Consider the following 23,253-nt stretch of genomic DNA (forward strand, 5'->3'; position numbering starts at 1 on the left):
CGCGAGTTCTCGGCTGGTATTTGGTAGCGTCGCAGCTCAGAAGAGTGAACAATCGGCAAAGTTCGATCGTCGTGTCGAGACACTCGATTACATGCGATATCCGGGGGATTCGTGAACCGCCAAGATGTGAAGCACCTGCCGAACAGCGGCCAACCAGCCTGGCTGTCCGAATCGCCGCAACCGGCTCCCGAGCCGGCGCCGACGCCGGAGCCTGTGGCGCGACTGCAAGAGGTCTGGTCCACGCCACCGCCACCGTCGAGCCAACAGCAGGTGACAAACCAGGATCTGGTTGCCGAAGCTTTACTGAAACGCCCGAAACGGACGCCGCGTGGCGGCTGGCGTAGGGGATTGCATCGTGCGACCGGAGGTGTGGTCAATCTGGGGGATTCGACCAACGAACAGCGCAACCGTGCACTGGCCGCCCGAATCGAGCAGCCGATCCGCAACGACTACCGAGTCGCTCTGCTCTCGCTCAAAGGGGGAGTGGGCAAGACGACGGTCACGGTCGGACTCGGTGCGACGTTTGCTTCGCTGCGTGGTGACTGCGTCGTGGCGGTTGACGCCAATCCCGATTTCGGGACCTTGGCACAACGTGTTCCGCTGCAGACCAATTCGACAGTGCGCGATCTGATTGCTGCTAGACCGGACATAAAGAGCTATTCGGACGTTCGAGTGCACACATCCCAGTCGTCGAGTCGTCTCGAGGTGCTGGCGAGTGAGCAGGATCCGGCGATTTCGGAGGCATTCAGCGAGGCCGACTATCGCCAGGTCATCGACATCTTGCAGGTCTACTACAACATCATCCTCACTGATTGCGGTACCGGGATCATGCACTCGGCGATGAACGGCGTTCTCGATCTTGCCAATTCGTTGGTTCTGGTCAGTTCGCCGGCAATCGACGGAGCGCGCAGTGCAGCGGCAACGCTCGACTGGCTTCAGTTGCACGGATACGGCCATCTGGTCGAGCGGACCGTCGTCGTCATCAGCGCCGCCAGACCAGGGTCGAGCGTCATCGACATGGACGCGTTGGTGGACTATTTCATGCGTCGATGCCGCGCCGTCGAGGTCATTCCTTTCGACGAGCATCTCGCGGAGGGGTCGGTGATGGACCTCGAATTGATGCGACCGGCCACCAGACGAGCGTTCATGGAACTGGCAGCGATGGTGGCCGACGACTTCGCGGACGCTGTGGGTCGGCACGCCGTTTCCGAGTGGCACTGATTCTGCGACCGATTTCTGCGACCGATCAGCCTCCTTTCAATGGCTTGAGCCTGAGCGGTTGCGACCGAACCAGTCCGAGTGGATCGAGATACTCGCGTCCTCTGCGCAAGCCCCAGTGCAAACATGCTTCGACAGCGCACCCTTCGTGCCCGGTTTCGAGGGTTCCGATCACTGACCTGGCTGCGACGCGTTCACCTGTGCGAACGACTGCGGTGACGGGTTCGTAGGTCGTGCGTAGGCCGCCGGAATGATCGATCGACACCGTCGGCTTTCCGGCGACCACTCCCGCGAACACCACGATGCCGTCACCGGCCGCGAGGACGGATTGGCCGGCGCTGCCGCCGAGATCGACCCCGCGATGACCCGGCAGCCAGTTCTCGGCCGGTTTGTCGAAAGCGCGTTCCACGTGCGGCCGAGGAGCGAGCGGCCAGTCGAATCGCGTGTCTGCTGACGCCGTGCCTACGGCGACACAGCAGGAGATCACGGCGAAGGCCACGCCTCGTCGAGCTCCGCGCAACATCGTCATTCCTTGATCTTGCGTGGAGTAGCGCACGCTTCAATGCAGATCAGACGGGTAATCCACAAGGTAACCGCCGATCCACAACCGCCGGTTCGGTCTGTTGCTTCCGGGGTGGTTATGGCATCGGGGGACGAGGACGTACACTTGTCGAGCGGTCTGTGCTCGCACAGTCCGACTTCGCGCGCCCGCGCACGTTTTCCGGCCTCGGCTGGTCCTGGTTCTCACGAAACAGGTCCGACGGCCGTGCGGGTGCCAGGGCAGGGATCACCCGATCGCCTGCATCAACCGGATTGAAAGTTTGAGGTACACAGCCATGGCTGTCGTAACCATGAAGCAGATGCTCGATAGTGGAACCCACTTCGGACATCAGACCCGTCGCTGGAACCCGAAGATGAAGCGATTCATCTTGACCGACCGCAACGGCATCTACATCATCGACCTCCAGCAGACGCTGACGTACATCGACAAGGCGTACGAGTTCGTCAAGGAGACCGTTGCCCACGGCGGCACCGTTCTCTTCGTCGGTACCAAGAAGCAGGCGCAGGAGTCCATCGCTTCCGAAGCGACTCGCGTCGGAATGCCCTACGTCAACCAGCGTTGGCTCGGCGGCATGCTCACCAACTTCACCACCGTTCACAAGCGTCTGCTTCGCCTCAAGGAGCTCGAGGCAATGGAGCAGACCGGTGGATTCGAAGGTCGCACCAAGAAGGAAATCCTCATGCTCACGCGTGAGATGACCAAGCTGGATCGCACCCTCGGTGGTATCCGCGACATGGCCAAGGTTCCTTCCGCGGTGTGGATCGTCGACACCAACAAGGAGCACCTGGCAGTTGCCGAGGCTCGCAAGCTGAACATCCCGGTCATCGCGATCCTGGACACCAACTGCGACCCCGACCTCGTCGACTACCCGATCCCGGGCAACGACGACGCCATCCGTTCCGCAGCACTGCTGACCAAGGTTGTCGCTTCCGCGGTTGCCGAAGGTGTGCAGGCACGTGCAGGACTGAGCGCCGACAAGGACGCGAAGCCCGAAGCCGGCGCAGGCGAGCCCCTCGCCGAGTGGGAGCAGGAACTGCTCTCGCAGGCAGCTCCGGCCGCAGAGGCTGAGGCAGCTCCGGCTGCAGAGGCTGAGGCAGCCCCCGCCGCAGAGGCACCGGCCACCGAGGCCTGATTCGTTGAAACCGGCCCTGACCAAGAGTTCTTTTGGTCAGGGCCGTTTCACCGTTAGGCCCGAGCACCACCGTCAGGCCGTGCTTCACCGTTAGGCCGTGCTTCACCGTTAGTCCTAGGTCCGAAACAGACACATGAGGAGGCTCGCTAATCATGGCGAACTACACCGCCGCTGACGTCAAGCGGCTCCGTGAGCTCACCGGCTCCGGAATGATGGCATGTAAGAACGCACTCGCAGATGCAGACGGCGATTTCGACAAGGCCGTCGAGCAGCTGCGCATCAAGGGCGCGAAGGATGTCGGAAAGCGCGCAGAGCGCACCACCGCTGAGGGTCTCGTCGTCGCCAAGGACGGCGTCATGATCGAGATCAACTGCGAGACCGACTTCGTCGCCAAGAACGACGAGTTCATCAAGCTGGCCGACGAGATCGTGACCGTCGCTGCTGCTGGTAAGCCTGCTGACCTCGACGCTCTCAAGGCGCTCGAGCTCGACGGCAAGACCATCGACACCGTCATTGCGGAGCAGTCCGCGAAGATCGGTGAGAAGCTCGAACTGAGCCGCGTCGCTTCCTTCGACGGCCCCGTTGCCGTTTACCTGCACAAGCGCAGCTCCGACTTGCCGCCCGCTGTCGGCGTTCTCGTCGAGTACACCGGTGAAGGCGATGCTGCTGCTGAGGCCGCTCGCGGCGCTGCAATGCAGGTCGCAGCACTCAAGGCGAAGTACGTCACGCGTGACGAGGTTCCCGAGGAGATCGTCGCTTCCGAGCGTCACATCGCCGAAGAGACCGCCCGCGCAGAAGGCAAGCCCGAGCAGGCACTGCCGAAGATCATCGAAGGCCGCGTCAACGGTTACTTCAAGGACGTCGTTCTGACCGAGCAGTCTTCGGTCACGGACTCCAAGAAGACCGTCAAGGCGATCCTCGACGAGGCAGGCGTGACCATCAAGCGCTTCGTGCGTTTCGAGGTCGGCGCCTCCGCTTAATTCGGAGCCCGCACACATGGACCCCGCCTGAAGAGCATTTGCTCTACCGGCGGGGTCTACGTGTACCTGGGGCCTCCGATGAGGCAGGATGAGAGTGCCTCGGGACGAGTCCCGGGGGCTTTCCTATGCCGCGGTGTCCGATTCGGCGGCAGAAGAAGAATGAAGGACCTACAAGGTCTTGTATCGAACTGAGGAGAACAATGTCCGAACCAGCCAACGAACGTCCAGGATTCAAGCGGGTCCTGCTCAAACTCGGCGGCGAAATGTTCGGAGGCGGCAAAGTCGGTCTCGATCCCGACGTGGTCACCAAGGTGGCTGAGCAGATCGCAGAGGTCGTTCGATCGGGCGTACAGGTTGCAGTGGTCATCGGCGGCGGAAACTTCTTCCGCGGGGCGGAACTGCAGCAGCGTGGCCTCGATCGCGCGCGCTCCGACTACATGGGCATGCTAGGCACCGTCATGAACTGCCTCGCTCTGCAGGATTTCCTGGAGAAGGCGGGCGTCGATTCTCGCGTGCAGACGGCCATCACCATGGGCCAGGTCGCCGAGCCGTACCTCCCCCTTCGCGCACGCAGGCACCTCGAGAAGGGGCGCGTAGTCATCTTCGGTGCCGGGATGGGTATGCCCTACTTCTCCACCGACACCACTGCTGCGCAGCGCGCGCTGGAGATCGGTGCCGAGGTAGTGCTGATGGCCAAGGCTGTCGACGGCGTCTACTCGGCCGACCCGCGTCTCGACCCGGACGCGACGATGTACGAACAGATCACGCACCGTGAGGTCATCGAACGTGAGCTCAAGGTCGCGGACGCGACGGCATTCAGCCTGTGCATGGACAACTCGATGCCGATGATGGTGTTCAACCTCCTCACCGAAGGAAACATCGCTCGCGCGGTGTCCGGTGAGAAGATCGGCACCCTGATCAAGTCGTGAGTGACACCCAAAAAATGATGCAGAACAACATGGAGGAACAGCCGTGATCGATGAAGCGCTCTTCGAGGCAGAAGAGAAGATGGAAAAGGCTGTCACGGTAGCCAAGGACGATCTCGGCTCGGTTCGCACCGGACGCGCGAACCCCGGTATGTTCTCGCGCATCGTGATCGACTACTACGGTTCGATCACGCCGATCACGCAGCTCGCGAGCATCAACGTCCCCGAGGCCCGCATGGTCATCGTCAAGCCGTACGAGGCTTCGCAGCTCAACGCGATCGAGACGGCGATCCGCAACTCGGATCTCGGTGTGAACCCGTCCAACGACGGCAGCATCATCCGCATTTCGGTTCCGCAGCTCACGGAAGAGCGTCGACGTGAACTGGTGAAGCAGGCCAAGTCCAAGGGCGAGGATTCGAAGGTCACGCTGCGCAACATCCGCCGCAAGGCGATGGACGAACTCGGCCGGATCCAGAAGGACGGTGAAGCCGGCGAGGACGAGGTCGGTCGCGCAGAGAAAGAACTCGACAAGACCACGGCGAAGTACGTGCACACGGTCGAGGAACTCGTCAAGCACAAGGAAGCAGAGTTGATGGAGGTATAGCCTCCTCATTTGCAGTGTTTGTCGTCGGGAGTAGATCAGGGAGTTTGGGTGCACGCACAAGAGGGAACCGCCGGTGGTCCCGTCACGGACGGGCCTACGGGCGGCGCTGAGGGCGCGCAACCGCCGAAGTCGAAGGCGGGCAGGAACCTACCTGCCGCCATCGGCGTCGGAGCTGGCCTCGGCGCCTTGGTCATCGGCACTTTGATCTTCCTGCCCCCCGGATGGATCGCCGTCGTTGCGATCGCGATGTTCATCGCGACGTGGGAGGTCACCACGCGGCTTCGTGAAGCCGACATCGAGGTGCCGCGAATTCCGCTTCTCGTCGGCGGGCAAGCCACGATCTGGCTCGGCTGGCCGTGGGGACCGGTCGGGGTGCTCAGCGGATTCACCGCGACCGTCCTGGTATGCATGGTGTGGCGGTTGTTCGACCACGGCCTCAAGGCGACCCCGAAGAACTTCCTGAGAGACACCTCCATCACGGTGTTCGTTCTGGCGTGGATCCCGCTGTTGGCGTCATTCGGTGCGTTGATGGTGCTCGAAGACGACGGCCCCGGTCGCGTCTTCGTCCTGATGATCGGTGTCGTGTGCTCCGACATCGGCGGCTACGCGGCTGGAGTGCTGTTCGGGAAGCATCCGATGGTGCCCGCTGTGAGCCCGAAGAAGTCCTGGGAGGGATTCGTCGGCTCCCTCATTTTCTGCGTCATCGGCAGTTTGCTTTCGGTGACGTTGATACTCGACGCGAATTCGATGATCGGCGTCCTGCTCGGTGTCGTCCTGGTGGTAGTCGCGACGGTCGGCGACCTGATCGAATCGCAGATCAAGCGTGAACTCGGCATCAAGGACATGGGAACCTTGCTTCCCGGCCACGGCGGAATCATGGACCGCCTGGATTCACTCCTGCCGTCGGCATTTGTCACCTGGCTGATTCTGTACGCACTCGTCTGATTTCTCGTGCGTGATTTCTTCTCCGGCCGATCCAAGCCCATTCCCAGTCCGAACATCTGGCATTGGCCGGACGTGTACGAAATCGAGAACCGCGCGCAGGACGTCGACGGTTCCCTCTGGGCGGCGATGCGAGCCCGGGTCGACTGGACTGGACGCGATGTCGTCGATGTCGGCTGTGGGGCGGGGTTCCATCTACCGGAGTTCGCTCGTACTGCCCGTCGTGTTGTCGGAGTGGAGCCGCACGCACCGCTGGTGAAGGCCGCGCGGGAACGAACCCGCGATTCGGCGTCGATCGACGTAGTCCAGGGTTCAGCAGAGTCCACGGGTCTGGTGGATGCTTCAGTCGATCTCGTCCATGCCCGTACGGCGTACTTCTTCGGAAAAGGCTGCGGCCCGGGAATTCGTGAAGCAATGCGCATCCTGAGGCCCGGGGGAGCCCTGCTGATCGTGGATCTCGATGTGAGCGCCGGCCCGTACGGGGAGTGGATGAGGGCGGATCTGCCCAAATACGATCCCGCGGCGGTCGAAGCGTTCTTCGAGGCTCAAGGATTCTCGCTCACGCGCGTCGACACCCGGTGGGAGTTCGAGAATCGAGACGATATGCGGCGGGTGCTCGGAATCGAATTCACCGAGAAGACTGCCGAGCGTGCGTTCTCGCAAGTAACAGGGCTTGCCTTCTCGGTGCGATACCGGATCCATGTTCGATCCAAACCACGATCGCTCGAACTTGCGTGAGGGCGGGCCCAAAAGACGAACGTCAGGCGCTCCGACTTGAGCGCCTGACGTTTTCTGCACCGATTCAGTAGTAAAAAAATCAGTGATCGGTGGGGATGTGGAACAGGGTGGCCAGCTTGTGAATCTTCTTGGCCTTGGCAAGCTTGGGCAGGTCGCTGCCGTCGCGCACGCGTGAGCCGTCTTCGCCGAGATCGTCGATGACATTCTGAGCCCAGATCGCGTCGGCCACGGAGGGACTCAGTCCCGCGTTGACGGGGGCAGTCTGCGCGGTGGTCATGCAGAGTTTGCCGGCCATGCCGAGTGACAAGGTGATCGCACAGTCTCGGGCGAGCAGATCCAGATCGGGGCCGAGCGTGGGACCGTCGATCGGCGGAGCGATGCGTGCCGCGCGGCTGGCGATGGTGAGCCGCGAACGCGGGTACGACATCGACGTGGGGGAGTCGTCCATCCCAGTGTCGCGCCGGAAGTCGCCGCTGCCGAATGCGAGACGGAAGATGTCGTCAGTGCGTGCGATCTCGGGCGCAGCCTCGAGTCCCACCGCGGATTCGACGAGAGCAAGAATCTTGGTGCCGTCGGGAAGTCGCTCGGCCGTGGCGTCGGCCTGCTGACCGCTTTCGGTCTTTGCGAGCATGACACCCTCGAGTCCGGGGAGGCCCGCGAGTACGGCCAGATCCTCTTCCCAGAACGGTGTCGTGGCGTCGTTGATCCGAACCCAGGCGTGATTGTGTTCGCTCAGGAATGCGGCGACATCGCGGCGGGCAGCTGGTTTGTTGGGTGCGGTGACGGCATCCTCGAGGTCGAGAATGACGGCGTCGGCCGCACTCGCGAGTGCGGCGTCGAAGGTGTCCGGTTTGGACGCGGGGACGAGGAGCCAGGATCTTGCCTGCTGCGGGGCAATTCGCGAGGTCACAGGTCTCTCCATGTGAGTAGTCACATCAGGGCCTTTCCGGTGATTTCCACGACATCAATGATGCCTGCTGGCCCATCGATCGACCCAATTGCGTAACTAGATTTCAGTCACATCTGCCGCTTCGCTGCGCGCCGGATCTGAATGATGCGAACGCCACCTGCCAACGCCATGATCAACGCGCCCGCGATGGCGGAAAGCAGGATCGTGATTCCGAGCGGAAAGTCGATCTGCCAGGCGAGGATCTTGACGGAGACGCTCTCGAGGTTCTGCAGGATGAACACCAGCAGTAAGATCAGCACAATTGCGCCTATGACCAGGCCAACCCAGGTCGTCGCAGCCCTGGTTCGGTCGGTGACCGACGTTCCGGTCGGCACCGGTTCAGGCGTCGGTGTCGGTTCCGGATCGTGTTTTTCCACTGCCTTGTTCTCGTCCACCTTCGGAAGTTCCGGATCGGGGCCGAAACCGTCGGCTGGGCCGTACACGGGGGAATTCGACGGATCCTCTGGTGTGGTTGACATGACATGATCATCACTCAACCTGCGCGAAGTTGCACGGGTAATCCGGCCACAATCGGGTGGCAGTGGGGTAGCACCCCAAAACAATGGGACAATGGTGTAACTATGGCTGCCTCTCTTCCCCTCGTTTTCACTGCACCCAAGCGCGGAATGCCTCCACGGCACCTCGCCGATCTCGATTCCGCCGAGCGCAAAGAAGCGGTGAAAGAGCTCGGCCTTCCGGCTTTCCGGGCCGATCAGCTGGCGCGTCAGTACTACGCGCGGCTGGAAGCCGATCCGGAGAAGATGACCGATCTCCCCGCATCGGTGCGCGAGAAGGTTGGGGAGTCGCTGTTCCCGACCTTGTTGACCCCGATCAAGCACCTCGCGTGCGATTCGGGCGACACTCGCAAGACCCTGTGGAAGGCACATGACGGAACGCTGCTCGAAAGCGTCTTGATGCGCTATCCCGACCGGGCAACACTTTGCATCTCGAGTCAGGCAGGCTGCGGAATGGCCTGCCCGTTCTGTGCGACGGGTCAGGGCGGCCTCGACCGCAACCTCTCGACCGCCGAGATCGTCGATCAGGTTCGCGAGGCAGCGGCTGCCATGCGCGACGGTGAAGTTGCCGGCGGCCCCGGACGCCTCTCGAACGTCGTGTTCATGGGTATGGGCGAGCCTTTGGCGAACTACAAGCGCGTGGTGGCAGCGGTACGACGGATCACCTCGCCTGCACCCGACGGCCTCGGCCTGTCTCAGCGGTCCGTCACGGTCTCGACCGTCGGCCTAGCTCCCGCTATCCGCAAGCTCGCTGACGAAGGCCTGAGCGTCACGCTGGCGGTATCGCTGCACACACCGGACGACGAACTGCGCGACACTCTTGTCCCGGTCAACAATCGCTGGTCAGTGTCGGAGGTACTTCAGGCTGCCCGGTACTACGCAGACAAGACCGGTCGCCGTGTGTCCATCGAGTACGCGATGATCAAGAACGTCAACGATCAGCCGTGGCGCGCGGACATGCTGGGCAAGAAGCTGAAGAAAGCACTCGGCGGGTTGGTGCACGTCAACCTGATTCCGCTCAACCCCACTCCGGGCAGCGAGTGGGACGCGAGCCCCAAGGACGTCGAGCGTGAGTTCGTGCGTCGGGTCATCGCCCAGGGCGTCTCGTGCACGGTGCGCGATACGCGCGGTCAGGAAATCGCCGCAGCCTGTGGCCAGCTGGCAGCCGAGAACTGAAGCGTTCCAGGCCTGAAACACGTAAAGAGAAGGCCTCCACGAACTTTCGTTGGTGGAGGCCTTCTCTTTGTCAGGTTTCTAGCGCGGGCGGCGACGGATGACGATGTCGCGGACCAGAATGAAGATCATCAATCCGGCGGTGCCGATGAGCCACAGATCCTCGACCTTGCCGTGATGGTTTCCGATCATCATCAGAAGCAGGAATATTGCGAAGAACCATCCGAGGAAACGGAAAAACTTGAGTCCTTCACCACTCCACCCCCATGCGGCAGAGGGAACCTCGGCCTCATCGACGTGCGAGACCACGACGGGGGCGCTGGACTTGACGTCCAACTGGGTATCGGCCACGGTCGATCCTCCTGCTCATTCGGTTGCACTACTGCCCAATATGGTGACATACGACTGCCTGTCGTACGTAGTTGGGCGTCGATAAGGTTGTTCTCAGGTGTTATCAGGAACAATGGGCGAGTGCAGGAAACCACACGTACCCGCGTCCTCCTCCTCGGCAGTACCGGTTCGATCGGTACCCAAGCGCTGGAGGTCATCGCTGCCAACCCCGACCGTTTCGAAGTAGTCGGTCTTGCAGCGGGCGGCAACAACGTCGAGTTGTTGGCCGAACAGATTCGTGCAACCGGCGTCACGGACGTCGCCGTCGCCGATCCTGCAGCGGCATCGGCGCTGGAATCGGTAACCGCCCGTTCGGGACCGAGCGCCGTGACGGAACTGGTTCGGGACAGCGGTGCCGATGTTGTCCTCAATGCGCTCGTCGGTTCTTTGGGACTCGAACCGACACTGGCGGCTTTGAACTCGGGAGCGCGCCTGGCGCTGGCGAACAAGGAATCGCTTGTCGCCGGCGGAGCGCTGGTGACGAAAGCCGCCGCCCCGGGTCAGATCGTGCCGGTCGACTCGGAGCATTCGGCGCTTGCCCAGTGCCTACGTGGTGGAACAGGCGACGAGGTGGCCCGGTTGGTTCTCACCGCTTCGGGTGGGCCGTTCCGTGGCTGGAGCGCCGAGGATCTCGAAAGTGTGAATCCGGCTCAGGCAGGTGCGCACCCCACCTGGTCGATGGGCCCCATGAACACCCTCAACTCGGCAACTCTGGTCAACAAGGGCCTCGAGTTGATCGAGACGAACCTGCTGTTCGGGATCGACTACGACCGCATCGACGTCACCGTGCATCCGCAGTCGATCGTGCATTCCATGGTGACCTTCTTCGACGGATCGACGCTGGCACAGGCGAGTCCACCGGACATGAAGCTCCCGATTGCTCTCGCTCTCGGCTGGCCGGACCGCATCGAAGGTGCGGCGTCGGCATGCGACTTCACCACCGCCTCCACCTGGGAATTCGAGCCGCTCGATTCGTCGGTGTTCCCCGCCGTCGATCTGGCGCGAAGCGCAGGCAAATCCGGAGGTTGCTTCACCGCGATCTACAACGCGGCCAACGAAGTGGCGGCTCAGGCATTCCTCGACGGTGTCATTTCCTTCCCGGCGATCGTCCGCACGGTGGCTGCTGTTCTCGACGATGCAGGTCAATGGTCCGCAGAACCGGTTACCGTGGACGACGTTCTGGCCGCAGACGGCTGGGCACGCACACGAGCGCGTCAGCTCGTGAAGCAGGAGGGCTAGAGCTTTCATGGTTTTTGCACTGGGCGTAGTGCTGTTTGCCCTCGGCATCGGCGTGTCCATCGCCCTGCACGAAGCCGGTCACATGTGGACGGCCAAGGCTTTGGGAATGAAGGTTCGCCGCTACTACATCGGCTTCGGACCGAAGATCTTCTCGTTCCGTCGAGGTGAGACCGAGTACGGCCTCAAGGCGCTGCCGCTGGGCGGATTCTGCGACATCGCGGGCATGACGGCCCTCGACGAGATGACGCCTGAAGAAGAGCCGCACGCGATGTACAAGAAGGCGGCGTGGAAGCGCGTCGTCGTCATGTCCGGCGGTATCGCGATGAACTTCATTCTCGGGTTCCTCCTGATCTACGCATTGCTCCTCGGTTGGGGTCGAACCAGTACGGAGCCGGCACCGCCTGTTGTCAAGGGCGTGACGTGTGTTGCTCCGACGCAGCTCGGACAGGATCAGGGGTGGAAACTCGCGGATTGCACCGGTACCGGCCCGGCGGAGGCAGCCGGAATTGCTGCCGGCGATCGGATCGTCGCGGTGGACGGTCAACCGACGGACACTTTCGCCAAGGTTTCCGCGGCGATCCGCGACAAGTCCGGGACAGTCACGCTCACAGTCGAGCGCGGCGACGAGACTGTTCAAGTTCCGGTCGACGTATCGCCGGTTGAGCGTTACGTAGCCAAAGACGGCAGCACAACGCCGGAACTGGCAAAGGTAGGCGCTGTCGGAATTGAGGGTGTCAGCAATCTGATCGAGTACAACGCGCTCACTGCTGTTCCGGCGGCCTTCGACTTCACCGGCCAGATCATGGTCGACTCGGTAAAGGCGTTGGCTGACATTCCGTCGAAGGTGGGGGCTCTGTGGGAGTCGATCACGGGCGGCGAACGCGCCCAGGACACACCGATCAGCGTGGTTGGTGCCAGCGTTATCGGCGGTGAAGCGGCGGACCGTGCACAGTGGGCGACGTTCGTCGGACTGCTCGCATCGATCAACTTCTTCCTCGGTGTTTTCAACATCCTGCCGCTGTTGCCGCTCGACGGCGGTCACATCGCGGTGGTCTTCTACGAGAAGATCCGTGATTGGTTCCGCGCCCGCCGAGGCTTGATTCCCGGCGGCCCGGTCGACTACACGCGACTCCTTCCGATTACTTACGTATTCATCGTGATCGGTGGCGCGTTCATGTTGCTGACACTCACGGCTGACATCGTCAATCCGATCAAGATCTTCTGACCGTGTGAGAAGGGTGACGGTTGCCGCGCGGTAGTGCGGCGATCGCCCGGCTAAACTTGCAGTGAAGCTATGAAAGAAGGCACAGACGTGACCATCCCTATCGGACTGGGAATGCCCTCGGCACCCGCAGCGATCCTTGCTCCTCGACGCAAGACACGGCAGCTGCAGGTCGGCACGGTAGGTGTGGGCAGCGATTTCCCCATCTCGGTGCAGTCCATGTGCACCACGAAGACGCACGACGTCAATGCAACGCTCCAGCAGATCGCGGAACTGACCGCGTCCGGTTGCGACATCGTCCGTGTCGCCTGCCCGCGTCAGGAAGACGCGGACGCGTTGTCGATCATTGCGAAGAAGAGCCAGATCCCGGTTATCGCCGACATCCACTTCCAGCCGCGCTACATCTTCGCGGCAATCGATGCGGGATGCGCTGCGGTGCGCGTCAATCCGGGCAACATCAAGGAATTCGACGGCCGTGTCAAAGAGGTAGCCAAGGCTGCCGGTGATGCAGGCATTCCGATTCGTATCGGTGTCAACGCGGGATCGCTCGATCCTCGGTTGATGGAGAAGTACGGCAAGGCGACGCCCGAAGCGTTGGTCGAGTCCGCGCTGTGGGAGGCCGGGTTGTTCGAAGAGCACGGCTTCGGTGACATCAAGATCTCCGTCAAGCACAACGATCCGGTGATCATGGTCGAGGCTTATCGCCAACTTGCCGCGAAGTGCGATTACCCGTTGCACCTCGGCGTCACGGAGGCAGGGCCGGCGTTTCAGGGCACGATCAAGTCCGCGGTCGCCTTCGGAGCGCTGCTCGCGGAGGGTATCGGCGACACCATCCGGGTTTCGCTCTCGGCCCCGCCGGCCGAGGAAATCAAGGTCGGTAACCAGATTCTGCAGTCTCTGAACCTGCGTCCCCGCAAGCTCGAGATCGTCTCTTGCCCCTCGTGCGGCCGTGCACAGGTCGATGTCTACACACTCGCCGACGAGGTCTCCGCCGGCCTCGAAGGCATGGAGATCCCGCTGCGCGTGGCAGTCATGGGTTGCGTCGTGAACGGACCGGGTGAAGCGCGTGAGGCCGACCTCGGTGTGGCGTCCGGCAACGGCAAGGGCCAGATATTCGTCAAGGGCAAGGTCATCAAGACGGTGCCCGAGGCGCAGATCGTCGAGACGTTGATCGAAGAGGCGATGAAAATTGCCGAAAGCATGGAGGGTGACGCTTCGGAGGGTGCGCCGGTCGTCACCGTGAGTTGAGTGATTGCCGGATGAATCTTCCCCGTCGGTGTCAGGTTCGTGGCAATCTGAGTGCATCATGATCGGGTAGTGATATTCGTGGACGCGCAGTCGAGTCGAGGGGGTTGACGGATGCTCAAACTCCTCGGAGCCAAGCAGGTCGGAAGTCGAGATCTCGAAGACGTCCGACGGGTACTCGACGCCGATCCGGTGGCGGCCTGCATGATTGCCGCGCGCGTCGAAGAATGCGGCGTCGACCCACGAATGATTCACGGCGAGCTGTGGAGTCGAGGCGGGCCGTTGTCCTCACTGTGCTTTGCCGGGGCGAATCTGGTTCCGCTTCGAGGCGATCCGGATGACATTCGGGCATTCGCCGACCGTGCCTGTCGGATTCCGCGCATGTGCTCGTCGGTGGTCGGCCGCGCCGAATTGGCGTTGCCGCTGTGGGAGATGCTCGAGCTCGACTGGGGAACTGCGCGGGAGGTGCGCCCCGAACAGCCGTTGCTCGCGGTTTCCGAGCCGTTGGCGTGTCCGTCGGATCCGCTGGTCCGGCAGGTTCGCTCGGACGAACTCGAGATCTATCTGCCTGCCGCGATCGCGATGTTCATCGAAGAGGTCGGAGTCGACCCGCGTGCCAACGACGGTGGGCGCGGATACCGGCACCGTGTCGCTAGCCTGATCGCCGCTGGTCGAGCGTGGGCGCACATCGAGGACGGCCAGGTCGTTTTCAAGGCGGAGGTCGGTTCGATGTCTGCTCGCTGTGGCCAGATCCAGGGTGTGTGGGTCAACCCGGAATTTCGTGGGCAGGGCTTCGGCGTGACCGGTACAGCGGCTGTAGCGGAGTCGATCATGGCGACCGGTCGCATTGCGAGCCTGTACGTCAACAGCTTCAATACGATTGCGCGGTCGACCTATTCGCGGGTGGGGTTCCGACAGGTCGCGACCTTCTCGACGGTGCTGCTCGACTGACCGTACAAGCTGCGTGCAATGGTCGCGCCTACGCTGGGTGGAGCATTTGTCGCCCTACTATGGGGCTCGATGAACACTCGGCATTTCTCTCGTAGTCGCTCGGCCCAACTGTTGGCCTCCTGCACCGTGATTTTCTTGGCGGTGGGGATCAGTTCGTGTACTCCGAAACCCGCCGGCCCCGAGCCCGTCGCGCAGCAGTTCCTGAGTGCGTTCGGTGACAGGGATATCGACGAGGCAGCAAAACTGACGGACCGGCCTGATTCCGCGGGTCCTGTATTGAGTGACACCTGGGATGCGCTCCAGGCCGAGTCGATGACTGCCGAGACCACGTCGGTGAAGATGAACGGTGACACTGCGACGGTCGGCTACACCTACGAGTGGCACCTTCCGAAAGACCGCGTGTGGACGTACGACGGCGAGCTGCAGATGGGACGCAAGGACGGTGACTGGTCCGTCCGGTGGAGTTCGACGGACGTTCATCCGCGCCTCGGTGACAAGCAGACGATGTCGTTGCGGGCAACCGCGGCGCCGCGAGCGCGGGTCAACGAGCATTCGGGCACGGATGTCCTGGTGCCGGGAATTGTCTACCGAGTGAAGTTCGATCGCTCGAAGAGCAACGACATCATCGGTTCCGCGAACAGTCTCGCAAGTGTTCTCGGTCGGTTCGATTCTTCGCTGACGGGTCAATCGATCGCCGAATCCTCGACGGCCGTCAAGGGCGACTATCTGGTGACCCGCCTGCGCAGTGACGACTACGACCAGGTATCGGCGCAACTGGGAGCCATCTCGGGAGTATCTGTCTCGGACGAATCGGATCTCGTCTCGACGGACCCGGAGTTCGCGCCTGACCTTCTCGGGCAGATCAAGAAGACGATCATCGACGAGGTCGACGGCAAAGCCGGCTGGAGTGTCGTCACGGTCAACCAGAACGGCGTCGACACCGATGTGCTGACCGAGACTGCGCCGCAACCTGTTCCGTCGTTCAGTATCAGTTTGGATCGCAACATTCAGATCGCTGCTCAGCGTGCCGTGAACGTGAACAAGGATCAGGCGATGATGGTGGTCATCGAACCGTCGAGTGGGGCGATCCTGGCTGTCGCACAGAACAAGGCAGCAGACCGCGACGGTCCGGTCGCGACGATGGGTCAGTACCCGCCCGGTTCGACGTTCAAGATCATCACGGCAGGCGCCGCAATTTCGACCGGTCAGGCGACCCCCGACACGATGGTGCCCTGCCCGGGCCGGATCGAGATCGGTGAGCGCAGCGTCCCCAACTACAACGAGTTCTCACTCGGCACGGTGCCGATGGCAACGGCCTTCGCGCGTTCGTGCAACACGTCCTTCGCCAAGCTGGCCAGCGAGATGCAACCAGACACGTTGACCACTGCCGCAGCGCAGTTCGGCATCGGCCAGGACTACAACGTGGTGGGATTGCCGATCGATTCCGGTTCGGTGCCGCCGGCGTCGGATCTGGTGCAGCGGACCGAAGACGGGTTCGGTCAGGGAAAGGTCGTGGTCAGTCCGTTCGGAATGGCGATGGCAGCGGCGACGGTCGCGAACGGTTCGACTCCGGTGCCGCAACTGATTTCAGGGCGCGAAACCACCATCGACGGTGAGCGCCCGGCGATCTCGCCCGCCATGGTCGACGGCCTGCGCGGCATGATGCGACTCGTGGTCACCAGCGGTACTGCAGAACGCGTCGAAGATCAGGGTGAGGTGTACGGCAAGACCGGTGAAGCCGAGGTCGAAGGGGGATCGCACGCGTGGTTCGTCGGCTATCGCGGGAACCTGGCCTTCGCGACTCTGGTTGTGCGGGGCGGAAGTTCGGACAACGCCGTCGCAGTCACCCGCGACATGCTCACCGCCCTGCCTGAAGGCTACTGACCCGTCAGGGGAGCAGTCCCAACCTCCGGGCGGTCACCACGGCTTCGTGGCGTGAGCTCGCGTCCAGCTTTCCCATCGCGCTTCGCAGATAGCTCTTGACTGTTTCCGGGCGAAGGGAAAGCCGTTGGCCGGCTTCGATGTTGGTGCAGCCGAGTGCGACCTGAGAGAGAACGTCCACTTCACGCGGGGTGAGCGTGACGTCGGATTCGGCGTCGGCGGTAGGACGCAGCAGGTTGGCCAAACGCTGGGAGAGTCCGCGGAGTTTGGTCTGCAAGTCGGTGTCGGTGACGGTCTGGGCGACACTGCGTAGTTCGGCGTGGACTCCGCGGATCTCTTCCGAAGACATACCGTCGGCGGTAGTCGCGGCGGCGGCCTGCAGTAGTTGCAGGCGACGATCGACTTCGTCGCGGATGGCGAACTCCATCCCGAGACGCCGGGATGCGCCGACCATGACGTCTGCTGTGCGGTCACCCAACGGAGCGGAATCGCGGATCGCGGCGTAGAGCACAGCGCGCGATTTTCCCGAAACCATGACCGGAACGGCGATGATCGAATGCAGGCCCTCGCTGAGAACAGGACGGTCGAAGTGATGAGTGATGGACTGCGAATTGCCGTAATCGTTGACGGTGATCGGTGAACCCTGGGCTACGACGCGTCCGCCCATGCCCGAGCGCGGCGGGATGGCCAAGCCCTTGAGGTTGTTGGTGCGGGTGCCGACGAATTCGCTCAGGTGCAGGGTTCCGTCCTGGACCTCGCCTCCGAACAGCACGGGAACAACGCCCTGAGCTGCGATTGTTCGGAGTTCACCTCGCATTGCGTCCCCGTCGCGGGGGCGCAGAAGTGACGAAGCATGTCGGTTCACGCAGGTACCCCTTTCTGGGGGTAGTGAAGTTCTCTTGTGAGCTAGATCATAGGGGGTGAACAGTACGTATGACGAGCCGCCAACGTAACCGGTCGGGCCAACCATACGACGATCGATAAGGAGCAAGTTGATGAGCACCGATCCCACCGCACGGGTGCGCGAGCTGCTGGACCAGTACGACACCCCGCATGCCAGCGCCGCAGAATTGCTCTGCGATCGGCATCCCGCGGATGGCGTTGCATTCACCGTCGTCGAGGCAGACCTTAGCTCGGTGGACCTCACTTACGGTCATCTACGTGAGCAGTCGGCGCGTTTCGCGGCAGCTCTGGCCGACCTCGGAGTAGAGCCGGGTGACAACGTCGCGACCTTGATGGGTAAGTCTGCGGACCTGGTGGTCGCGCTCCTCGGAATCTGGCGCCGCGGAGCAGTCCACGTGCCCTTGTTCACGGCGTTCGCTTCGCCGGCCATCGCTTTCCGCTTGACGGCCAGCGGCGCGAAGGTGGTCATTTCCGACGCCAATCAGCTCGAGAAGCTCGCGCCGGGAGAGGACATCCCCGCCGACGCAGCGTGGCAGGTCATCGTCGCGGGCGGCGCGGCCGGTGACGAGTTGGACTTCGACGCACTTGTCGCAGCTCAGGATGCCGAAGACGCGAAGGGCGCTGCTCAGGCAGTCGGCGGCAACGCACCGATGGTGCAGTTGTTCACCAGTGGCACCACGGGAACACCCAAGGGCGTGCCGGTTCCGGTGCGCGCGCTCGCCTCGTTCCACGCCTACCAGGAGTTCGGCCTCGACGTCCGAGAGGACGACGTGTTCTGGAACGCCGCAGACCCGGGCTGGGCGTACGGGCTGTACTACGCGTTGCTCGGCCCGCTTGCCGCCGGCACGCGAAGCCTTCTGCTGCACGCCGGATTCTCCGCGCCGCTGACGTGGCAGATCATCGAGAAGTTCGGTGTCACCAATTTTGCCGCCGCTCCGACCGTCTACCGCAGTCTGCGTGCCGACAAGGCTCCCGTTCCGGAAGGCATCTCGCTGCGCCGCGCTTCCTCGGCCGGTGAGCCCTTGACTCCGGATGTTGTTGCGTGGTCGAAGAACTCGTTGGGCGTCGAGGTCCGTGATCACTACGGCCAGACCGAGCACGGCATGTTCATCGTCAACGCCTGGGCCGACGGACTTCGCGACGATGTCCGTCCCGGATCCATGGGTCGTCCGTTGCCGGGTTGGTCTGCCGCTGTGCTGGAAGACAATTCGGATGACATTGCACCGGCCCGCACTCAGGGCCGCGTGGCGATCGATACTCACAACAGCCCGTTGATGTGGTTCACCGGGTACGTCGATGCGCCGGAGAAGACGAAGCAGCGATTCAGCGAAGACGGCCGCTGGTACATCACCGGTGATGCGGGAATGACGGACGAGGACGGATTCTTCTTCTTCTCCTCGCGCGACGACGACGTCATCATCATGGCGGGCTACCGCATCGGTCCCTTCGACGTCGAGAGCGTGCTGGTCATGCACGAGCACGTCATCGAGGCCGCCGTGGTGGGCATGCCCGACGAGTTGCGTGGTGAGGTTCTCGAGGCGTTCGTCGTTCTTCGCGAAGGCGTCGACGGCGACGACGAACTCGAGAAGGAACTGCAGACGTTGGTGAAGAAGAAGTTCGCCGCGCACGCGTACCCGCGCACGGTGCACTTTGTTCCGAACCTGCCCAAGACCCCGAGTGGGAAGGTTCAGCGGTACATCTTGCGGAAGGGATAAACCCCTGCTGTGCGCCTTTATTAACCCCCGGCGGTTAATAAAGGCGCACAGCAAGGTCAGCGCCGACGAATTCTGCCGACCACCATGAGGGCGACCAGGGTGACTGCAAGCAGCAGTGTCGTATTTGCTGCGGCAAGAAATACCTGGCCACGGTCGGTGAGTCCGAAGATGCTGACCGGCAAGGTCTTCCATGTCGCCGGGTAGACCATGACCGTTGCGCCCAGCTCACCCATCGACAGTGCGATGGAAAGCCCGGCGGCCGCACCCAACGCTGGGAGCAGCAGCGGTAGCGTTACCCGTGTCAGCACCCGCACCGGGCCGGCGCCGAGTGATTCGGCAGCTTGACGGTAGGCGGGATCGAGCCGTTCGAGCGCGGCCGATACGGAACTGAAGGCAAAGGCAAGCACCAAAACCGTGTGAGCGAGAATCACGATCCACTTGGTGCCGCCGAGCAGTAGCGGGCGCTCGTTGAAAGTGATGAGCAGACCCAAGCCGATCGCGACCGACGGAACCGCAATCGGTAAATGGAATACGGCATCGGTGATGCGCCGCAGCCACATCGGTGCCTCACGCGAGGCCAGCGCGGCCCACGTTCCGACGATCAATGCCAATGCCCCCGCGATGAATGCAGTCTGCAAACTGACGATCAGGCTGGCGAAGTTCTCGTCGGACAGCGCCGTGGAGAAGTTCTTGCCGCCGAGATTCGACGGAAGTGGACCGGTCCACGATCCGGCCAAGGCAGCCGCGACGACGGTGGCGATGGGCGCGACAAAAACCACCGCGACGACCAGGGTGAAGAATCCGAGTACGAGGGCCCTAGAGCTTCGTGTCCACAGCAGCACGGCTGCCTCCCATCAATCTGTTGAAGGTGAATCGGTAGAGGCAGTACAGGCCGAGTGAGAGTGCGACCTGGACCGTCGCGATCACTGCTGCGCCGGGCAAGTCGAAGGTGACAATGCCGCGGGTGTAGATGAGGACCGGAAGAGTTACGACGTCTTTAGCCCCGGTGAAGAGCACGATGCCGAATTCATTCAGTGTCATCAGAAGTACGAGCGATCCACCGGCCAGGAGGGCCGGCCACGCTTCCGGCATCACCACCTGCCGCAGAACTCGGACGGGTGACGCACCGAGACTGGCTGCCACGTCGAGTTGTTCACGCGGAATCTGGGTGAACGCTGCTAATAGCGGACGCACGACAAAGGGGGTGAAGAAAGTGATTTCGGCCGCGATCACACCGAACGGAGTGTTGAGGAAATTCAGTGGGCCGCTCGCATCGCCGGTGATGCGGACGATCAAGGCGTTGACGGCGCCGGCTGTCCCGTACAGGAACGTGAACGCCAGCGTGATCAGGAAAGACGGCAGGGCGAGCACCGTGTCGATCAATCGCCCCACCACCTTGGATCCGGCGAACGGAACGAAGGCCAGCACCAAGGCGAGGAAGGTTCCCAGGATCAGGCAACCCAGGGTCGACGCCACGGCGATTTGGATGGTCCGCCAGAGCGCGGTTCTGAACAGTTCCGAACCGAGCACCGAAGACCACGTGGACAACCCGGTGCCATCTGCGGTGCTCAGAGATTCCGTGAGGACACGCGCAGTGGGATAGACAGCAAACACGAGGACAAGAAGCAGTGGTGGCAGCGTCCAGCCGATCCGGCGCCACGCGATCGGGTCTTTGTGCTGGGGCGCAGCGGTTTCGGGGCGTTCCAGGGTTGTCGTCATGGGTGGCGATCCGCCGGAACCAGGACACTGCCGTCCGTGGGCAGGACGACGCCCACTTCGGTGTCGACCGGTCGTTCGTCGTGCCCTGGAACATCCGCGTCGACGCGGACATCGTCGAGGCCACGTACAGCCAGCGTCAGACGCGTCGTGGAACCGCGCCAGACGCTCGAGACGATGCGCGCCGGGAATGATCCTCGTGCGCCGAGGCCGGTTACGGCTACCGCGTGTGGACGAACACACAGGTAGGCGTCCATGTCGGACTCCCATTCGATGTGCCCGATCTCGGGCTGCGGGGCGTGAGCAGTGAACGGCGTGCCACCGATCGAGACCAGCGCGGAGGTGCCGATGACGCGTGTGACGGTGCAGGGCAGTAGGTTGGCACCCCCGAGGAACGCCGCGGTGAAGCTGGACGGCGGACGTTTCCACAAGGCCTCAGCGGTGTCGATGTCCGCGAGTCTGGCGTTGCGCATCACTGCGATTCGGTCTGCGAGCGCCAGGGCTTCACTCTGATCGTGCGTCACATAGAGCATGGCTGTGTCAGGTAGTGCTGCGCGCAGTCTCGCCAGTTCACCGAGCATGCTCTCGCGAAGTTGAGCATCCAGGGCGGCCAGTGGTTCGTCGAGGAGGAGTACTCCAGGGCGAATTGCCAACGCTCGGGCAATGGCGATTCGCTGCTGTTGACCGCCGGAAAGTTCACGGGGAAGCCGCTTTCCGTACGCCGACATCCCGACCATGTCCAGGGCTTCGGCCACGCGAGTGCCGATCTCCGACCGCGGCACGCGATGGGCTCGGAGTCCGAAGGCTACGTTTTCGGATACTCGCATGTGCGGGAAGAGAGCGTACGACTGGACGACGACGCCGATACCGCGTTGTGCGGGAGGCAGATTGGTGATGTCTCGGGTGCCGAGCTTGACGGAACCGGACGTGGGGCGGACAAATCCCGCGAGGGCCTTCAGGGCGGTCGACTTGCCGGATCCACTGGGCCCCAGCAGTGCCACAGTTTCACCCGGCGCCACTCGTAGATTGAAATCGACGAGTGCATGGGTTGCGGTCTTCCCGCGGCCGTAGGCGACGTTCACACGATCGAACGTGATGGCCGGAGCGGAATGTTCGATCGCTCCGTGAACACCGACGGTCTCGGGGAGCGTCCGCCCCAGTCTGGTTCTTGCCATGATCAGCTCCCGGTGGCTTTCTGGTAAGCGGCGATGTCGGCGTCGAGCGAGCTGAGGACGTCGTTCCAGTTCGGGGTCCACACGTTGACGCCCTGCAGAACTCCGGAAGGCGTGTTCTTGTCGGTGGATTCACCGGCAGCGCTTCGGACGTCCTCGCGGACCGATACGCCGAGTGCATCGGTGGCGACGGTCTTCTGGGATTCTTCGGAGAGCAGGAACTCCATCAACTTCTTGGCTTGTTCGCTGCTCGGTGCGCTCTTGGCGAGGCCCATTACGTAGGGCAGTGCAATGGTGGTGCGAGTGCCGTCGGCTCCAGCGGGGAAGAAGATGTCGAACTTCGATCCGTCGTCGGCGATGGAGGCGAGGTTCATCTGGACGTCACCGTTGGCGACCAGCAGCTCTCCGTTACTGACCTTGGGCTGGAGCTTTCCGGTGGAAGACGAGGGTCCGACGTTGTTGGCCTGGAGCTTTCCGAGGTAGTCGAGTGCTCCTTCCTTACCCATCAGGTGCTGGAGCAGCAAGAGCACCGCGGTGCCGTCGCCGGCCTGGCCGGGCGTGGAGTACTGCAACTTGCCCTTGAACTGGTCAGTGAGCAGATCGTCCCAAGATTGTGGGGCGGGTGATGCAGTCGGATTGGCGATGAACGAGAGGTAATTCTCGACGACGGGTACGTACTTGCCGGCGTCGTCCTTCTCGTCGGTAGGAACGGCGGAGGTGTCGATTCCGCTGGGCTCGAGCAGACCTTGGGCGTCGGCCTTCTGGATGAACGGGGGCAGCGTGATGATCACGTCTGCCTGTGGGTTGGACTGCTCCTTTTCGACGCGGGAGACGACCTCGCCGGATCCGGCTTCCACGAGGTTGACGGCGATACCGGTCTGCGCGGTGAAGGCGTCGAATCTTCCCTTGTACCAACCGGACAGGCCGTCGGCGCTGTATACGGTGACGGTCTCGGTGTCTGATCCGGCAGCAGTGCCGGTGCCACCGCAGGCAGTGGTGAACGAAAGGACGGACACGGCGAGAGCGGCCGCAGCGATGCTCGGGCGTAGACGCATGACGATTCCTTTTTCGGAGGTGAGA

General features: G+C 62.6%; 23 protein-coding genes. 14 read left to right on the plus strand and 9 right to left on the minus strand.

All coding sequences use genetic code 11. The features are described from left to right. Positions 1–111: 111 nt before the first annotated feature. Positions 112–1,221: a MinD/ParA family ATP-binding protein gene (locus tag ACN50D_RS02400; protein WP_003942711.1), complete on the plus strand. Its 1,110-nt coding sequence runs from the start codon at positions 112–114 to the stop codon at positions 1,219–1,221. Positions 1,222–1,246: 25 nt separating this feature from the next. On the opposite strand, the gene ACN50D_RS02405 is transcribed toward ACN50D_RS02400, so the two are convergent. Further along, on the minus strand, positions 1,247–1,741 hold the full coding sequence (locus tag ACN50D_RS02405) for a M23 family metallopeptidase (protein ID WP_007734876.1): 495 nt from the start codon (positions 1,739–1,741) through the stop codon (positions 1,247–1,249). A 313-nt stretch (positions 1,742–2,054) separates the two neighbouring features. Here ACN50D_RS02405 and rpsB point away from each other — a divergent pair, with 313 nt between their 5' ends. The 6 genes from rpsB to ACN50D_RS02435 all read left to right on the plus strand — a co-directional run bounded on the left by rpsB (position 2,055) and on the right by ACN50D_RS02435 (position 7,102). Further along, a complete protein-coding gene (rpsB, locus tag ACN50D_RS02410) occupies positions 2,055–2,912 on the plus strand; it encodes a 30S ribosomal protein S2 (protein ID WP_003942709.1) in 858 nt (285 codons plus the stop codon). A 152-nt stretch (positions 2,913–3,064) separates the two neighbouring features. Next, complete coding sequence (tsf, locus tag ACN50D_RS02415; protein ID WP_007734877.1) at positions 3,065–3,892, plus strand: translation elongation factor Ts; 828 nt, start codon at positions 3,065–3,067, stop codon at positions 3,890–3,892. Between the two features lie 200 nt (positions 3,893–4,092). Continuing rightward, positions 4,093–4,821 carry a UMP kinase gene (gene pyrH / locus ACN50D_RS02420; RefSeq protein ID WP_003942722.1) on the plus strand — a complete coding sequence of 243 codons (729 nt, stop codon included), beginning with the start codon at positions 4,093–4,095 and terminating at the stop codon, positions 4,819–4,821. Between the two features lie 43 nt (positions 4,822–4,864). Further along, a complete protein-coding gene (gene frr, locus ACN50D_RS02425; protein WP_003942777.1) occupies positions 4,865–5,422 on the plus strand; it encodes a ribosome recycling factor in 558 nt (185 codons plus the stop codon). A 48-nt stretch (positions 5,423–5,470) separates the two neighbouring features. Next, on the plus strand, positions 5,471–6,367 hold the full coding sequence (locus ACN50D_RS02430) for a phosphatidate cytidylyltransferase (protein WP_003942673.1): 897 nt from the start codon (positions 5,471–5,473) through the stop codon (positions 6,365–6,367). A gap of 6 nt (positions 6,368–6,373) precedes the next feature. Then, positions 6,374–7,102: a class I SAM-dependent methyltransferase gene (locus ACN50D_RS02435; protein ID WP_030535661.1), complete on the plus strand. Its 729-nt coding sequence runs from the start codon at positions 6,374–6,376 to the stop codon at positions 7,100–7,102. Positions 7,103–7,181: 79 nt separating this feature from the next. On the opposite strand, the gene ACN50D_RS02440 is transcribed toward ACN50D_RS02435, so the two are convergent. Then, positions 7,182–8,024 (minus strand): HpcH/HpaI aldolase/citrate lyase family protein, encoded by an 843-nt coding sequence (locus ACN50D_RS02440; protein ID WP_211920367.1) that lies wholly within the window; start codon positions 8,022–8,024, stop codon positions 7,182–7,184. A 95-nt stretch (positions 8,025–8,119) separates the two neighbouring features. Beyond that, entirely contained in the window at positions 8,120–8,530 is a 411-nt protein-coding gene (locus ACN50D_RS02445; protein WP_073512295.1) for a LapA family protein, read from the minus strand. Positions 8,531–8,632: 102 nt separating this feature from the next. Between ACN50D_RS02445 and rlmN the strand changes: the two genes are divergently transcribed. Continuing rightward, positions 8,633–9,742 (plus strand): 23S rRNA (adenine(2503)-C(2))-methyltransferase RlmN, encoded by a 1,110-nt coding sequence (rlmN, locus tag ACN50D_RS02450; RefSeq protein ID WP_003942816.1) that lies wholly within the window; start codon positions 8,633–8,635, stop codon positions 9,740–9,742. A 78-nt stretch (positions 9,743–9,820) separates the two neighbouring features. On the opposite strand, the gene ACN50D_RS02455 is transcribed toward rlmN, so the two are convergent. After that, positions 9,821–10,090, minus strand: coding sequence for a DUF2631 domain-containing protein (locus ACN50D_RS02455; RefSeq protein ID WP_003942762.1), 270 nt, complete (start codon positions 10,088–10,090; stop codon positions 9,821–9,823). Between the two features lie 120 nt (positions 10,091–10,210). On the opposite strand from ACN50D_RS02455, the gene dxr reads away from it, so the two are divergent. The 5 genes from dxr (at position 10,211) to ACN50D_RS02480 (ending at position 16,670) form a co-directional block, all read left to right on the plus strand. Further along, positions 10,211–11,368, plus strand: coding sequence for a 1-deoxy-D-xylulose-5-phosphate reductoisomerase (gene dxr / locus ACN50D_RS02460; RefSeq protein WP_003942815.1), 1,158 nt, complete (start codon positions 10,211–10,213; stop codon positions 11,366–11,368). Positions 11,369–11,375: 7 nt separating this feature from the next. After that, positions 11,376–12,593, plus strand: coding sequence for a M50 family metallopeptidase (locus ACN50D_RS02465; RefSeq protein ID WP_007734886.1), 1,218 nt, complete (start codon positions 11,376–11,378; stop codon positions 12,591–12,593). An 87-nt stretch (positions 12,594–12,680) separates the two neighbouring features. Continuing rightward, the gene (ispG, locus tag ACN50D_RS02470; RefSeq protein WP_007734888.1) at positions 12,681–13,838 is read left to right on the plus strand and encodes a flavodoxin-dependent (E)-4-hydroxy-3-methylbut-2-enyl-diphosphate synthase; all 1,158 of its coding nucleotides are present in this window, start codon (positions 12,681–12,683) and stop codon (positions 13,836–13,838) included. Between the two features lie 111 nt (positions 13,839–13,949). Continuing rightward, positions 13,950–14,786 (plus strand): GNAT family N-acetyltransferase, encoded by an 837-nt coding sequence (locus tag ACN50D_RS02475; RefSeq protein ID WP_003942692.1) that lies wholly within the window; start codon positions 13,950–13,952, stop codon positions 14,784–14,786. Positions 14,787–14,855: 69 nt separating this feature from the next. Beyond that, positions 14,856–16,670 (plus strand): penicillin-binding transpeptidase domain-containing protein, encoded by a 1,815-nt coding sequence (locus tag ACN50D_RS02480; RefSeq protein WP_064688741.1) that lies wholly within the window; start codon positions 14,856–14,858, stop codon positions 16,668–16,670. 4 nt (positions 16,671–16,674) lie between these two features. Here the strand turns inward: ACN50D_RS02480 and ACN50D_RS02485 are convergent, their stop codons facing one another. Further along, positions 16,675–17,484 carry a LuxR C-terminal-related transcriptional regulator gene (locus tag ACN50D_RS02485; RefSeq protein WP_042450799.1) on the minus strand — a complete coding sequence of 270 codons (810 nt, stop codon included), beginning with the start codon at positions 17,482–17,484 and terminating at the stop codon, positions 16,675–16,677. Positions 17,485–17,662: 178 nt separating this feature from the next. Here ACN50D_RS02485 and ACN50D_RS02490 point away from each other — a divergent pair, with 178 nt between their 5' ends. Next, the gene (locus ACN50D_RS02490; protein ID WP_042450797.1) at positions 17,663–19,285 is read left to right on the plus strand and encodes an AMP-binding protein; all 1,623 of its coding nucleotides are present in this window, start codon (positions 17,663–17,665) and stop codon (positions 19,283–19,285) included. A 56-nt stretch (positions 19,286–19,341) separates the two neighbouring features. Here ACN50D_RS02490 and ACN50D_RS02495 read toward each other — a convergent pair whose 3' ends face one another. From ACN50D_RS02495 to ACN50D_RS02510, 4 genes are read right to left on the minus strand one after another with little or no spacing between them, the layout of a single operon-like run. Continuing rightward, positions 19,342–20,127: an ABC transporter permease gene (locus ACN50D_RS02495; protein ID WP_003942733.1), complete on the minus strand. Its 786-nt coding sequence runs from the start codon at positions 20,125–20,127 to the stop codon at positions 19,342–19,344. Then, positions 20,102–21,004 carry a 2-aminoethylphosphonate ABC transporter permease subunit gene (locus ACN50D_RS02500; RefSeq protein WP_042450795.1) on the minus strand — a complete coding sequence of 301 codons (903 nt, stop codon included), beginning with the start codon at positions 21,002–21,004 and terminating at the stop codon, positions 20,102–20,104. Before ACN50D_RS02500 ends, ACN50D_RS02495 begins: the two co-directional genes overlap by 26 nt. Next, positions 21,001–22,176 (minus strand): ABC transporter ATP-binding protein, encoded by a 1,176-nt coding sequence (locus ACN50D_RS02505; protein ID WP_211920365.1) that lies wholly within the window; start codon positions 22,174–22,176, stop codon positions 21,001–21,003. The genes ACN50D_RS02500 and ACN50D_RS02505 overlap by 4 nt, the downstream gene beginning before the upstream one ends. Before the next feature lie 2 nt (positions 22,177–22,178). Then, positions 22,179–23,228: a 2-aminoethylphosphonate ABC transporter substrate-binding protein gene (locus tag ACN50D_RS02510; protein ID WP_054187752.1), complete on the minus strand. Its 1,050-nt coding sequence runs from the start codon at positions 23,226–23,228 to the stop codon at positions 22,179–22,181. Positions 23,229–23,253 lie beyond the last annotated feature (25 nt).

Source organism: Rhodococcus sp. SB1D (genome assembly GCF_048573875.1).
Lineage (GTDB): Bacteria > Actinomycetota > Actinomycetes > Mycobacteriales > Mycobacteriaceae > Rhodococcus_F > Rhodococcus_F qingshengii.

Coding starts and splice junctions, on each gene's coding strand:
- ACN50D_RS02405 (WP_007734876.1), bottom strand. CDS start 1,741: ATGTTGCGCGGAGCTCGACGAGGCGTGGCCTTCGCCGTGATCTCCTGC.
- rpsB (WP_003942709.1), top strand. CDS start 2,055: ATGGCTGTCGTAACCATGAAGCAGATGCTCGATAGTGGAACCCACTTC.
- tsf (WP_007734877.1), top strand. CDS start 3,065: ATGGCGAACTACACCGCCGCTGACGTCAAGCGGCTCCGTGAGCTCACC.
- pyrH (WP_003942722.1), top strand. CDS start 4,093: ATGTCCGAACCAGCCAACGAACGTCCAGGATTCAAGCGGGTCCTGCTC.
- ACN50D_RS02440 (WP_211920367.1), bottom strand. CDS start 8,024: ATGGAGAGACCTGTGACCTCGCGAATTGCCCCGCAGCAGGCAAGATCC.
- ACN50D_RS02445 (WP_073512295.1), bottom strand. CDS start 8,530: ATGTCAACCACACCAGAGGATCCGTCGAATTCCCCCGTGTACGGCCCA.
- rlmN (WP_003942816.1), top strand. CDS start 8,633: ATGGCTGCCTCTCTTCCCCTCGTTTTCACTGCACCCAAGCGCGGAATG.
- ACN50D_RS02465 (WP_007734886.1), top strand. CDS start 11,376: ATGGTTTTTGCACTGGGCGTAGTGCTGTTTGCCCTCGGCATCGGCGTG.
- ACN50D_RS02475 (WP_003942692.1), top strand. CDS start 13,950: ATGCTCAAACTCCTCGGAGCCAAGCAGGTCGGAAGTCGAGATCTCGAA.
- ACN50D_RS02480 (WP_064688741.1), top strand. CDS start 14,856: ATGAACACTCGGCATTTCTCTCGTAGTCGCTCGGCCCAACTGTTGGCC.
- ACN50D_RS02485 (WP_042450799.1), bottom strand. CDS start 17,484: ATGCGAGGTGAACTCCGAACAATCGCAGCTCAGGGCGTTGTTCCCGTG.
- ACN50D_RS02490 (WP_042450797.1), top strand. CDS start 17,663: ATGAGCACCGATCCCACCGCACGGGTGCGCGAGCTGCTGGACCAGTAC.
- ACN50D_RS02500 (WP_042450795.1), bottom strand. CDS start 21,004: ATGACGACAACCCTGGAACGCCCCGAAACCGCTGCGCCCCAGCACAAA.
- ACN50D_RS02505 (WP_211920365.1), bottom strand. CDS start 22,176: ATGGCAAGAACCAGACTGGGGCGGACGCTCCCCGAGACCGTCGGTGTT.
- ACN50D_RS02510 (WP_054187752.1), bottom strand. CDS start 23,228: ATGCGTCTACGCCCGAGCATCGCTGCGGCCGCTCTCGCCGTGTCCGTC.